Annotated in this window: 8 protein-coding genes and 2 pseudogenes; all 10 read left to right on the plus strand. The window is 40.6% G+C overall.

Annotated elements, in window-relative coordinates; all coding sequences use genetic code 11:
* Positions 1-108: 108 nt before the first annotated feature.
* Complete coding sequence (locus tag J7E81_RS10850; RefSeq protein ID WP_215042199.1) at positions 109-1668, plus strand: spore germination protein; 1560 nt, start codon at positions 109-111, stop codon at positions 1666-1668.
* Positions 1665-2819 carry a Ger(x)C family spore germination protein gene (locus tag J7E81_RS10855; RefSeq protein WP_215042200.1) on the plus strand — a complete coding sequence of 385 codons (1155 nt, stop codon included), beginning with the start codon at positions 1665-1667 and terminating at the stop codon, positions 2817-2819. Before J7E81_RS10850 ends, J7E81_RS10855 begins: the two co-directional genes overlap by 4 nt.
* A 225-nt stretch (positions 2820-3044) precedes the next feature.
* Positions 3045-4145 carry a GerAB/ArcD/ProY family transporter gene (locus J7E81_RS10860; RefSeq protein WP_215042201.1) on the plus strand — a complete coding sequence of 367 codons (1101 nt, stop codon included), beginning with the start codon at positions 3045-3047 and terminating at the stop codon, positions 4143-4145.
* Between the two features lie 108 nt (positions 4146-4253).
* On the plus strand, positions 4254-5069 hold the full coding sequence (locus J7E81_RS10865; RefSeq protein WP_215042202.1) for a uroporphyrinogen-III synthase: 816 nt from the start codon (positions 4254-4256) through the stop codon (positions 5067-5069).
* A 104-nt stretch (positions 5070-5173) separates the two neighbouring features.
* Entirely contained in the window at positions 5174-7420 is a 2247-nt protein-coding gene (locus J7E81_RS10870) for a DEAD/DEAH box helicase (protein WP_215042203.1), read from the plus strand.
* Between the two features lie 157 nt (positions 7421-7577).
* A pseudogene (locus J7E81_RS10875) lies at positions 7578-8146 on the plus strand (IS607 family transposase).
* A 5-nt stretch (positions 8147-8151) separates the two neighbouring features.
* A pseudogene (locus tag J7E81_RS10880) lies at positions 8152-9297 on the plus strand (RNA-guided endonuclease InsQ/TnpB family protein).
* A 169-nt stretch (positions 9298-9466) separates the two neighbouring features.
* Positions 9467-10789: an FAD-dependent oxidoreductase gene (locus J7E81_RS10885; protein WP_215042204.1), complete on the plus strand. Its 1323-nt coding sequence runs from the start codon at positions 9467-9469 to the stop codon at positions 10787-10789.
* A gap of 360 nt (positions 10790-11149) precedes the next feature.
* On the plus strand, positions 11150-12262 hold the full coding sequence (proB, locus tag J7E81_RS10890) for a glutamate 5-kinase (RefSeq protein ID WP_215042205.1): 1113 nt from the start codon (positions 11150-11152) through the stop codon (positions 12260-12262).
* Between the two features lie 7 nt (positions 12263-12269).
* The gene (locus J7E81_RS10895; protein WP_215042206.1) at positions 12270-13511 is read left to right on the plus strand and encodes a glutamate-5-semialdehyde dehydrogenase; all 1242 of its coding nucleotides are present in this window, start codon (positions 12270-12272) and stop codon (positions 13509-13511) included.
* The last annotated feature ends 5 nt before the right edge of the window (positions 13512-13516 follow it).

Consider the following 13516-nt stretch of genomic DNA (forward strand, 5'->3'; position numbering starts at 1 on the left):
CAATAGAGCAAATTATAAAAAGCCAATTTTAGGCAATCGACGCATACTCTCAGGGGAGATTGTCTAAGAAAACAGCCAGAAAAAAAATTATACAATCGGAGTTTTTCGATGAAAAAATTCAAAAAACTACTTACGGATGACAAAAAGTCATTGCCTGCTGAAAAAACGGATAGACAGATCGAATCGAATTTATCGATTAACATTGACCGGTTGAAGCAGCTTTTTAAGGACTGCTCAGATATCGTCTTTCGGCAGATTATTGCCGGGGAGGTGGAAGCCTATTTATTGTTTGTCGATGGGCTCATTGATACGAACAGCATCCAGCTTCATGGAATCAACCAAATTCTGAAGGAAGTAGAAAAAGAGCGTGTTACGGCTGATTATTTAATAGAAAGAATTATTTCAGTCAGTTCTGTTAAAGAAATTACGAAACTGGACGATGCTGTATCAAATGTTCTAAAAGGAAATACCGTACTTTTAGTTGATCGAGTGAATACAGGAATTGTCATTGATGCAAAGGGTGGACAACGAAGAAGTGTCTCCGAACCAGAAACCGAGTCTGTTGTTCGTGGCCCACGCGAAGGTTTTACTGAAAGTCTAAGAGTCAATACAGCCCTTGTGAGACAGAAAATCCGTTCTAACCGGCTTAAGGCGATTGCCAAAGACGTTGGTGAAGAAACCAAAACCGGCATCGCGATTATGTACATTGATGGTTTGGTTGAACCCGATCTTTTAAAAGAAGTTCAATCACGGCTGGACCGGATTAAAATTGATGGTGTTTTGGAAAGCGGTTATATTGAAGAATTAATTGAAGATAATCCTTGGAGTGTATTTCCACAAATCCAAAATACCGAACGTCCGGATACGATCGCGGCCAATTTGTTAGAGGGAAGGGTAGCGGTTATTATTGATGGTACACCGCTTGCTCTCGTCATGCCGGCCACCTTTTGGCAGTTCCTTCAGGCAAGCGAGGATTATTACCATCGTTATCACATATCTATTTTTCTTCGTCTGCTTCGTATTATCTTTGTATTTATTGCTCTTACCTTACCCAGTATCTATGTAGCCGTGACTACTTATCACCAAGAGATGATTCCGACAAATTTGCTGTTTAGTATTGCATCAGCGAGGGAAGCCATCCCGTTTCCAGCCTTTGTTGAAGCCATGATTATGGAAATTTCTTTTGAAGCGCTGCGGGAAGCAGGGGTACGGCTGCCTAAAATTGTTGGTCAAGCTGTAAGTATCCTCGGTGCACTGGTGATTGGGCAGGCCGCTGTTGAGGCAGGAATTGTTTCTGCTCCTATGGTTATTGTCGTTTCCTTAACAGGTATTGCTTCTTTTACGATTCCAAGATTTAATATGGCGATTTCTGTAAGGCTCCTGCGTTTTCCATTTATTGTTCTTGCAGGTGTGTTCGGTTTATTTGGAATTGTCCTGGGTATCTTGGTCATAATTACACATTTATCTAAATTAAGATCCTTTGGTATTCCTTATTTATCTCCCGTAGCTCCCATGTCAATGAAAGGACTTAAGGATGTATTTATACGGGTTCCATGGTGGGCAATGAATCAACGTCCGAATCAAACCGTTAAAGTGGATAGAACACGAGAAGGGGAAGGTTTAAAACCAAGCCCTGGAAAAGGCAGTGAAGAAGGGAATGAGTCATGAAATTTATCCGTCTGCTGTTAACTGGCCTAATCGCCCTCATCTTATTGACAGGCTGTTGGGACCGCTCAGAGATTAACGATATTGCTTTTGTTGTCGCCACTGGTGTAGATAAAGGGAAAAAGAACAAATTCCTTTATTCCGTACAGATTCCGCTCCCAAGCTCTATGGGCGGGGCAGGATCAAGCGGCGGAGGCGGAGGAACAAGCGGTGAAGGACCCTTCTTAGTCGCTCAAGGAATTGGTGGAAATGAACGGCAAGGGATTGAGGATATACAAACTAAGTTGTCCAGGAGGATTTATTTAGGACATAGAAGAGTTCATATTATTGGGGATTCTCTTGCAAAAGAAGGGATAAAGAAATCATTAAATGCCATTTTTACACAGCCACGGTCAAGGATTTCCACCTTTTTGCTCATCTCTAAAGGTGATGCCGTGAAACTATTGAAGACACAGCCGAGAATGGAACAATATTCGGGTGAAGGAATGAGAGAGATGTCTAAAAACAGTATTAATATGACAGCTCGAGAGGCCCTTCAAGATTTGAATCGGGATGGGAAGGACATGGTCATTCCCCTCGTTAGCGCTGCTGGTACGACAAAGGACGATAAAAACAAAAAAGAAGTTCAAATGGAGAGCTTTGCTGTTTTTAAAGATGAAAAGCTTGCCTTTTCTTCTAATAGCAATGAAAGTGAAGGCATATTATGGTTATTTGAAAAAATGGAAAAAAAATCAGTATCTTTTCCTGTCGCAAAGGATGAGGAAATTTCGGTGCAGATATTTGAGAATCAGACGGAGCCCACTTTAAAGATTGTCGACGGAAAACCCACCTTCGTCCTGACAGTCAGGGCTGCGGGTGTATTATTTGAAAATGAGCCAAACTATCGAATCGAGGATCCCAAAACCTATCGATTGGTCATTAGTAAAATGGAAACCCAGATTAAAGAACAAATACAAGCAGTATTAAAGCATGCTCACTCACAGGGGATAGATGTTTTTGGGTTTGGATGGTACCTTTATAAAAATAATCATCAGGCGTGGGAACAAAATTGGAAGAATGACTGGCGAAAAACCCTGCCAAACTTAAAAGTAACTGTCAAAGTAGATGCAGATATCCAAAGAACAACGAATATAGGAATCATTGAAAAGGAATGACAGTATGAAAATAGGGATGATTGTTATATGGTTATGTCTCATGGTCTATGTTTTATTTGTCTTTAAAAAACAAATTATCAGTAAAAAAGAACGAAAATGGGTTTTCTTATGGGTGGGGATAGCTTTTGCTATGTCCATCTTGGATTTATTTCACCTCTCACTCAGTACCGTCACTACATTTTTAAATGTAACATTTGAAGGCATTTCGAGAATGGTTGTGAAATTATGAAACAAAAAATATCGGATGTTCAATTGGCCCTCTTGGTTGCCAATTTAATCTTTGCCGGGCCTGTCATCAGCCTGCCACAAATTATTTTACAACAAGGTGATCAAAATGCCTGGATTGTGCCGATTATCATGTATCCTATCTTACTATCTTTTATTTTTATTGTTTTTGGGAAAAACAAAAATACAGAATGGTTACAAAACGTTCTTATAATTGGCAACAAAGGTAAATGGATTGAAAAGGCGTTTATCATGCTCTTCCTTTTGTTTGTTATTTTTACCATCGTCAGGGATTTAAGAGGAATGATCGACTTTGTTGCGACAGTCCTTTTACCAACGACTCCAAATGATATCTTAATGGTTCTGTCCATGTTGGTCATTGTGTATATCGCTATTTCAGGGCTTGAGGTGGTAGCTAGAGTCACCGGGATCACTTTTTCGATATTATTTATCATTGTGGCCATGCTGCCGTTTTTACTAATGAATGAGTGGAATTTTGGAAATCTGCAGCCACTGTTCGGAAGTGAGTCGATTCCGGCGATTATAAGAGCCACTTATGTCACCTTTTCTTGGATGGGGGAGATTTTATTTTTTTTAATCATTATTTCCAACATCAATCCAGCTAAAAGAGCAAGAAGAGCTGTCATTATTGGAACAGGGCTTGGATTGTTTCTTTTCTTTGTAGTCCTGTTTTCGGCCTTGGCAGTATTAGGAACAAGAATCATCCGCGAATCTACCTATCCCAGTCTTATGCTTATTCAACAAATTAATATTACCGATTTTCTCGATCGTCTCGATTTAGTCATCACTGTCGCGTGGCTCCCAACTATTTTTACAAAGGTTGCTTTTCTTCTTTATGCAATCAATCACTGCTTTAGTTATCTTTATAAGGGAAATACGAATAAGTTCTTATTTCCTATTGCCTTTATTATAGGGTATTTATCGATCCTAATGTTTAAGAATACCATGGATCTTTTACGTTTTTCTTTCTATACTTGGAATCTTATCGGTCTTATCTTACAGCTGATGTTACTCTTTATCTTCCTGTTTGTTAAAAGAAGTGTAAAAATGAGGGTAGCACATAATGAGGCTAAAACCTAGAAAGTTCAAGTTGTAGAAATCTGATTACTAGGGGAAGAAAAATGAGGGAGAGCCACTTCTCCTTCATTTTTTATGTTACATTATAATAAAAAATGGTGAGGTACAGAAATGGAAAAGGGTCTCTCAGGAAAACGAATTGTGGTTGGCGGTACACGCAAGTTAGAAGAAATCAGTACATTAATTGAAAAACAAGGTGGTATACCTGTGATACGTTCTCTGCAGGGGACCGTATTTTTAGCTGAAAAAGAAGTAGAGCCGGGTCTGCTTGAATTTATCGAAAAAGGTGCCGATTGGGTTATTTTCACAACAGGAGTTGGGATAGACACCTTGATTTCTATTGCAGCGAAGCTGGGTTTGAAAGAGGCTTTTATCGATAAAATCCGTCATGCAAAGGTTGCTGCTCGGGGGTATAAAACGCTCGCAGCCCTAAAAAAATTAGCAATCAAACCGATTGCTGCAGCTGATGACGGGACAACTAAAGGACTAGTTCGTGCCTTTGAAGGAATTGACTTTAGTGGAAAACGAGTCATGGTTCAGCTACATGGAGAGACAGCACCGGTTCTAACCCAATTCCTTGAAGCCCAAGGTGCAGTGGTTCAGAAGATAATGCCTTATCAACATATTGAACCAGAAGAGGAAACTGTTAAGACCTTATGCAAGGAACTGATCGCAGATGAGTGTGATGCCGTTTGTTTTACAACCGCTGTTCAAGTTCGTTCCCTCTTCGATTATGCAAGGAAAACAAATCGTTATCAAGAAATTGGTCAAGCCTTTAAGGGTCAAACACTTGCCGTGGCGGTTGGAAAAGTAACCTTAGAAGCCCTAAAGGAAGAAGGTATTAATCGTGTTTTAGCACCAGAAAATGAACGAATGGGTGCGATGATCATTACTCTTGCAAATTATTATTTGAAGACAGACTATTAATTTGTAATCTATCAAAGCATTCGTTTTGAATTCGGATGCTTTTTTCTTTTTCCAACGAACATGCTATAGTATCTAAAAGAATTGCCCTTAAAGGAAGAGAAATAATGACAACCGTAGTTTCTTATTTAAAGGAGTGGCAGCAAGCCCTCCAAAATGAAATCAATTATTTAAAAAAGTTCGGCAGCAACAAATACTTGGTTAACAATGGCCGGCTGTTATCCTCGGATGATTCTTTTTCTTATTACTTTGAATCATCGACATCCTTACGGATACCAGTTGGTTCTACCATTAGACTCGAGTGGGGCGGGATGTCCCAAAGTGGACGAATCCTGTCATCAGAAGGAATTGGGGTCATCATCGCGCTGGAACGATCGTTTGGCGACTTAATTTCCGAGGCCACTTTGTACCATGATCCGTGGGAATTGCTGGAGCAGTTGATAGAACGACTCGATGAAATCAAGAAAGATAAACAAAAGCGGCTGAGGGTCAAGAAATTAATGGATCCGTCAATGCCAGCCACCCATCCTGTTGAAAAAATTAAGAGCACGGTCCATGAGCTAGTGCTGCGTTCCAAATATAATCCGGTCACCTTTGTATGGGGGCCGCCTGGTACAGGTAAAACCTATACACTCGCGAGAACGGCAGCCAATAAGTACTTTCATGAAAAGCGCGTTCTAATTCTTTCACACAGCAATCAGGCAGTAGATGTTCTGATTGGTGAACTTTCTGATTTTATTAAAAAGAAAAATCGCTTTCGGGAAGGTGACGTTCTTCGCTATGGATTTGGTTCACGTGAACAGCTTGCCGATCGAGAAGCTGTTACAACAAGTGAATTACTCGAAAAGCAGGACCCTGGCCTCGCAGAAGAAAAGGAGAGTTTACTAGAAGAACGAAAGCATTTAAAGCAGGACATTGCCCGTTCATTCAGTCGAAGGGATACCAATCACCTATTAGAGCTTGAAACGAAGATTGCCAGAGTAATGGATAAGATTCGTCAAAAGGAGATCCAATTTGTTAAGGATGCTTTTGTAGTCGGGACAACGCTCGCTAAAGCAGCCAGTGATCCGGCGATTTATGAAAAAAACTTTGATCTCGTGATTGTCGATGAAGCGAGTATGGCTTATGTGCCGCAAGCAGCATTTGCTGCTTCACTTGGCAAACGGGTGATTGTCTGCGGAGATTTCAAGCAGCTGCCGCCAATCGCAGCCTCAAGAGACCCATTAGTGACGAAATGGTTGAAAGAGGATATTTTTCACCGCGCTGGTGTGGTGGACCTTATAAATGAGGGCAAACTGCACCCCCATCTATTCTTATTAAAAGAACAACGGCGGATGCATCCGGATATCTCGGCCTTCACGAATCATTATATCTATCATTCACTCGTGGGCGACCATGAGAGTGTTTGGAAAAGCAGGAATCTAATTGTTGAAAGTTCTCCATTTCCGGGCCGTTCCTCCATCCTTGTCGATACCAGTTTTACAGGAGCTCATTGCATAACGGAACGGACCTCGCAATCGAGGATCAATATCTGGCAGGCGTTATTATCGTTTCAGCTTATTCACGAAACCTACTTGAGTGGGCTGAGGTCGATTGGCTATGTGACCCCCTACCGGGCCCAAGCTCAGTTAATGGAGTTGATCCTGGACGATTTATATGAAAAAGAACGCATCACAGCTGATATTATTGCTGCCACGGTTCATCGTTTTCAGGGCAGCGAGCGGGACGTAATGGTCTTTGATACAGTTGAGGGCGGTCCGCAAACTCGCGCTGGTATGCTAGTCAATGGCAAGGATAGTGAACGGTTAATTAATGTGGCGATTACAAGAACAAAGGGGAAGTTTATCCATGTCAGTAATCAAGTCTATATAAGGCGGCATGTTTTTCAAGGGAAGACCTTGAGACAGCTTGTGGACCATCAGGTGAAGACACAGCAAATGGTGGAGACAAAGGATATTGGAACGTGGATTAGACATCATCATTCTAAATTGCAATGGATGCATGCCAGAAAACTAGAAAAGGTATTTCAGGATCTTGATTCTGCTCGAAAGTCGATTGTCCTCTCGTTACCTGTCCAGACAAGATTGGGCAAAGAATGGATCGAGAAGATAAAGAGTCGAAACAAATCTTTAAAACTAATCGTGGTTTCAGACGATTACTGGCACGAGCTGCGTCCTGATCAACGGGTTGCTGAATGTTTGCCGTTTCCATTTATCATGGTTGACCAGCAAGTTTTGTGGCTGGGAATCCCTGTAGAAGGAGCGAAAGAAATCCAGCCGCCGTTCGTGGCTGCAAGACTGGATTCGGAAAAGGTTTCTGAGTATCTTTTAAGTCAATACATAACGAAACAGTAAAGCTAGCAGGATGTCTTCCTGCTATTTTTCTGTTTTACAAAGGTTTTAATTTTGATAAACTTAGGGAGCAAAACAGTGGATAAAAGGAGATATTTAATAGTGACTAAAAACACATACAAATATCTTCAAAAGTAATAAAATTAATATATGGAAAAAAATATACAAGTCAAAAGAGTTTGCGTCCTTGTTCGGCGTAAGTGTCATTACCCTTCAGCGATGGGATAATGAAGGTAAATTGGTCGCCTATCGAAATCCCAAAGGAAGAAGGTACTATACCGAAACGCAGTATCTTGAATGCAGGGGGATTCCAAAGGAAAATAAAGTAGTTAAGACGATCATTTATGCGAGAGTATCCAACCGCAATCAAAAAAAAGATTTAGAGTTTTTAAGGGATTTTGCCAATGCCAAGGGGTGGATTGTAGAAATATCCTGAACGATATTGGGAGTGGACTAAATTATAAGCGAAAGAACTGGAATGAATTGCTAGACTTGGCTCAAAACGAGAAATCAAAACAATTCCTCTCTCATAAGGATCGGTTTGAACGATTTGGATTTGAATGGTTTGAAGGTTTTTTGAAAAAGTGTGGAGTAGAATTGGTCGTTGTGAATAATGATACCCTTTCACCACAAGATGAACTCGTTCAAGATTTAATTTCAATTATTCACGTTTTTTCTTGTCGTATCGATGGTTTAAGAAAATACCAAAAAAAATTGAAAGAAGATTAAGAGTTATGAAAAAGGCCTATAAAACGGAAATAGATTTAACTCCCCATCAAGCAGAGAAAGTGAACCAAACAATAGGCGTCTGTCGCTATGTTTACAACTTATATCTGAAAACAAACCTGGAGATTTACGAAAAAGAAAAGAAATTTATGAGTGGATTTAATTTTTCTAAATGGCTTAATAATGTTTATACCAAAGAAAACGATCTTTGGATCAAGAAAGTGTCCAGTAAAGCGGTAAAGCAAGCGATTATGAATGGCGATAAAGCATTTAGAAACTTTTTTGACGGGAAAGCCAAGTTTCCTCGATACAAAAAGAAGAAAAATCAAGATGTGAAAGCCTATTTCCCAAAAAACAATAAAACAGATTGGACTGTGGAGCGCCATCGGATAAAGATTCCTACCTTGGGGTGGATCAAGCTGTAGGAATTCGGATATATTCCAATAAATTCCGAAGTTAGAAGCGGAACGGTTTCTCAAAAAGCAGGCCGATATTATGTATCGGTTTTATGTGAAGTGCCACATAAAGAAAAGACGATCAACAACCATGATGGAGTAGGAATCGATGTAGGCATCAAGAATTTTGCGGTTTGCAGCAATACGGATGTATATGAGAATATAAACCTTTCGGAAAGAATTAGAGAGCTAGAAAAAAGCTTAAAACGTCAGCAGCGAAAGCTTAGCCGAAAATATGATAACAAAAAGAAAGGTGGTGAATTCTGCTACAAAAACATCCAAAAGCAAGTAAAGGTGATTCAAAAGATACATGCTAGATTAACTCATATTCGAAAAGAATATGTCCGGTATGTCGTAACCCGAGTGGTGAAAGCCAAACCCTCGTTTATTACGATTGAAGATTTGAACATCAAAGGCATGTTAAAAAACAAACACCTTGCCGATTCCATTAGAAAACAAAATTTCTTTTATTTTCGCACATGTTTGGAACAAAAATGCAAGCAGAATGGGATTGAATTGCGAATCGTAGGTCGATTCTTCCCCTCTTCTAAACTTTGTTCTTGCTGTGGCCACAAGAAAGTGCGTCTATCCTTATCTGAGAGAATTTTCATTTGTGACCAATGTGGACTCGAGATAGAAAGAGATTGTAATGCGAGTTTAAATCTGAAATATGCCATGGACTATACCATTATCACTTAACGGTAATGTATAAAAATAGGGTGGGCTACATCCGAATTAACGCCTGTGGAGAGCCGAACAGACGATAGTAGCGAGCAAGTGGCGAGATCGGGTTCAAAGAAGCAGGAAATAATCTAGCATAAATGAATGATGATATTTGTTTATGTTTTTAGTAGCAGAATGGAGCAAGTTGAAGCGTAAACAAGCAATCATAATCGGCGGAGGAATGGCAGGAAAGTTAATTGCCGCGGCAATAGCACCTTATTTTCATAGTGTGTTAATTTTGGAGAAAGATGCACGGCCTGAAAATAAGCACACTGTTAGGAAAGGAACTCCGCAAGCACACCACATTCATGCCCTCCTTCATGCGGGAGATCAGGCATTAGAAAGACTATTTCCCGGGTTTCAAAATGATATGATAGACCGAGGATCGATTAAAATAGATTCCCTAAAGGATCTGGCGTGGTTCCATCATGGGGCTTGGAAACCGCGGTTTCCAAGCGAAGATTCGACTCTATTACAGACAAGGCCCTTGCTTGAATCGTATGTGGAGGAAAGGGTAAGTAAAATTGAAAATGTCACTTATAGATACGGAATAAAGGTTGGATCATTTATTTTAAGGGATGATCAGAGCGGGGTCCGTGGTGTAGAAGTTCTTCAGGAAAACAAAACGAAAACGATTTTCGGAGATTTAGTGATCGATACAAGTGGTAACGCTTCGTTTACAAAAGAATGGCTCGAGAAGCAAGGGCGTAAGGTCTTTGAAGAAAAGGTTAACATAGGACTTTGTTATGCCACTCGAAAATTCACATTACCAGAGGCTCCAAAGGATTTTAAAATTAAGATCATATATCCGGACCCAGCCGCTAAGGAAACCATTGGCGGAACCTTGTCATTGGTCGAAAACAATCAATGTTTCGTAACGCTGAATGGATATTTACATACATTAAATCCTGCTGACGTGAAAGATGCTGAAGGCTTTATTCAAAAAACGTCTAGTTTACCCCTTCCTGATATTTTTGAAGAGATACAAACAGGAACCTCTGAAACGGAAACGGCGATTTATCAAGTTCCACAAATTAGTTGGCGCCACTTTGAACGAGTGAATTTACCCGATGGATTACTAGTGGCGGGTGATTCGCTGTGCCGAATCGATCCCGTGTTTGGACAAGGAATGAGTATGGCAGCATTGGAAGCCCTGGCAATTGGAGATTTCATCGCTTCCACATCACCAAGTAGGCAATTGAAAAAATTACAAAAAAAATTAGCAAAAATCATTGCCCCTGTCTGGTTAATGGTCATTTGTGAGGATTTTCGATATGAGGAGGTTAAAGGGAAAAAACCATTTGGTTTAAAGGTGCTGCAATGGTATGTTAAACAGATATTCTTATTGTCATCAAAAAATAATGCCATCTATAAAGATTTAGTAAAAGTGACCAATCTAGTAAGTCCACCAACCATTCTATTTAAACCATCGACGATAAAAGAAGTTTTAAGACCTAATAAATTATGATTGGATAGGTAGATTCATAATAATTAGAAAACATCCTGCTTTTTCTGGTTTTCCATCTTGACAATTTGCCCATTTCTATAGATAATCAAATAAATAAAAAAAGTAAATGGTATGGGACTAGTAAACGATTGGAATGTGTTAGAGAGTGAAACCCAAAGGCTGAAAGGTTTCTCACAGAAAGATGGTTGAACCTGCCCTTTTAACAGCTGCTTATGCAAACATAAGCCGTTTCCCTCGTTACGGGTTGAAGAGGATGCATTGCATCAATAAAGGTGGTACCGCGGAAACGATTTTTCCGTCCTTTTTTAAGGACAGAAGAATCGTTTTTTTATTTTTTAACATGAAAGGTCGTACGAAAAAATGAAAAAACAGCTGGTGGTCGTAAAAATTGGAAGCAGTTCATTAACCAATGCGACAGGATCCATTTCCGAAGAAAAAATGCGTGATCATGTGGAGGCACTTGCCTGCTTAAAAGCAAAAGGACATGAAGTGATCCTGATTTCATCCGGTGCTGTTGCAGCAGGATTCGGCTCCCTTGGCTATCCGGCAAGACCCAAAACGACAGCTGGGAAACAGGCCGCCGCCGCAGTTGGACAAGGGCTATTAATGCAGCATTACATTGATCTTTTTAATGAGTTTGATATGGTGCCAGCCCAAATGTTATTAACGAGAGAAGATTTTTACAGCCAGACACGCTTTCAAAATCTTTTTTCTACGATCCATGAGCTGCTCGGGCGGGGTGTCATCCCTATCATAAATGAAAATGATTCGGTTTCGATTGAGGAATTAACTTTTGGTGACAACGATTTGTTATCGGCTCTCGTCAGCGGCTTCTTACATGCCAATGCCTTGATTATTTTAACAGACATTAATGGGCTTTATGATGGCAATCCCAACGTATCAAAGGATGCGAAAAAGTTTAATTTTATCCCAGAGGTTTCGGATGAGCTGCTTAGTTTTGCTGGGGAAAGTGGTTCATCTGTCGGCACTGGCGGAATGAAATCAAAATTGCAGGCAGCAAAAAAGGCTCTATCTCTTGGTGTCAGCGTTTTTGTTGGTACTGGGAAAGGGAAGGAAAAGCTAGCCGATATTCTAGCGGGTAAAGGCGATGGAACCTATATTGGCGGTCCCTTTCATACACAAATGCAAATGAGAAAGCAATGGATTGCATATCATTCCCAAGTCGGCGGTGTCATTGAAATCGATGATGGGGCAGAAAATGCCATTATGTTCCATGGGAAAAGTCTATTGCCCGTAGGAGTCACAAAAGTAGATGGGGACTTTAATGCCTTGGATGTCGTGGAAGTGAGAAATCAAAAAGGGAAATTAGTCGGTAAAGGACAGGTTTTTTATTCCGCGAAGGATTTAGTAAGTGTCAAGGGCTTGCCTAGTGAACAAGCGAAAAGTTTTTCAATAAACAAAAAAGCAGAAGTGATTCATCGTGATAACTGGGTCAAACTACCAAAGGAGTGATTGGAGAATGGGAGAACTGTTGCAGAAAGCAAAGAAATTAAAAAAGGCGTCAAAGCAATTGGGGATCATTTCGACTGGTGAAAAAAATGCGGCATTGTTGAAAGTAGCGGATCATCTCTTAACGGAGAAAGAATTCATCCTCGAAGAGAATGCTAAGGATTTACAAGCAGGAAAAGAACGAGGACTTTCTGAATCCCTCCTTGACCGCTTGCTTTTAACAGAGGAAAGAATAGAACAGATTGTGGATGGTGTGAGGCAATTAGTTCAGTTAGATGATCCAATTGGCGAAACAATTGAAGCTTGGGAGAGACCGAACGGTTTACAAATTGAAACGATTCGAGTCCCGCTTGGAGTGGTCGGTATGGTCTACGAGGCCCGTCCAAACGTAACGGTGGATGCCGGAAGTCTTTGTTTAAAAGCGGGGAATGCAGTGCTGTTACGCGGTAGTTCCTCTGCTATTTATTCCAATAAAGCTCTTGTTCAGGTCATGCGTGAGGCCTTAGAAGGAACGGCAATCCCTATGGATGCTGTACAATTGCTGGAGGATACGAGCCGCGAAACTGCCTCTGAAATGTTCAAATTAAATGATTATCTCGATGTTCTGATCCCACGCGGCGGGGCGGGATTGATTCAAACCGTTGTTCAGAATGCGACGGTGCCTGTATTGGAGACCGGCGTTGGAAACTGCCATATCTTTATTGACGAAACTGCCGAAAAGGAAATGGCGATTGAAATTGCCATCAATGCAAAGTTACATCGTCCATCCGTTTGTAATGCCGCTGAAACGGTTTTAATCCATGAAAACTGGCAGTATACTTCAGAATTATTAAGCCGTTTGCAAGATAAACAGGTTGAACTGCGCGGTGATCATTCGTTAGTTTCAGCTTATCCGTTTGTGAAACCAGCAACCGAGGAAGATTGGGCCAGTGAATTTTTAGCCCCAATTTTGGCAGTGAAACAAGTGAGCGATGTGAGTGAAGCGATTAACCATATTGACCAATATGGAACGAAGCATTCAGAAGCCATCATCGGTGAGAATGAGGAAAATGTTCATTTATTCTTCCGAGCTATAGATGCTGCCGTCCTTTATCATAATGCGTCCACTCGTTTTACAGATGGAGAACAGTTTGGCTATGGCGCTGAAATTGGAATTAGCACACAAAAACTTCATGCCCGTGGTCCAATGGGTCTAAAAGCGTTAACCACGACGAAAGCGATTGTCCGCGGAACAGGACAAATTCGTTCGTGATTTTT

Origin of the sequence: Bacillus sp. ISL-18 (genome assembly GCF_018613415.1) — a bacterium.
Lineage (GTDB): Bacteria > Bacillota > Bacilli > Bacillales > Cytobacillaceae > Neobacillus.

Coding starts and splice junctions, on each gene's coding strand:
- proB (WP_215042205.1), top strand. CDS start 11,150: ATGAAAAAACAGCTGGTGGTCGTAAAAATTGGAAGCAGTTCATTAACC.
- J7E81_RS10895 (WP_215042206.1), top strand. CDS start 12,270: ATGGGAGAACTGTTGCAGAAAGCAAAGAAATTAAAAAAGGCGTCAAAG.
- J7E81_RS10855 (WP_215042200.1), top strand. CDS start 1,665: ATGAAATTTATCCGTCTGCTGTTAACTGGCCTAATCGCCCTCATCTTA.
- J7E81_RS10865 (WP_215042202.1), top strand. CDS start 4,254: ATGGAAAAGGGTCTCTCAGGAAAACGAATTGTGGTTGGCGGTACACGC.
- J7E81_RS10860 (WP_215042201.1), top strand. CDS start 3,045: ATGAAACAAAAAATATCGGATGTTCAATTGGCCCTCTTGGTTGCCAAT.
- J7E81_RS10850 (WP_215042199.1), top strand. CDS start 109: ATGAAAAAATTCAAAAAACTACTTACGGATGACAAAAAGTCATTGCCT.
- J7E81_RS10870 (WP_215042203.1), top strand. CDS start 5,174: ATGACAACCGTAGTTTCTTATTTAAAGGAGTGGCAGCAAGCCCTCCAA.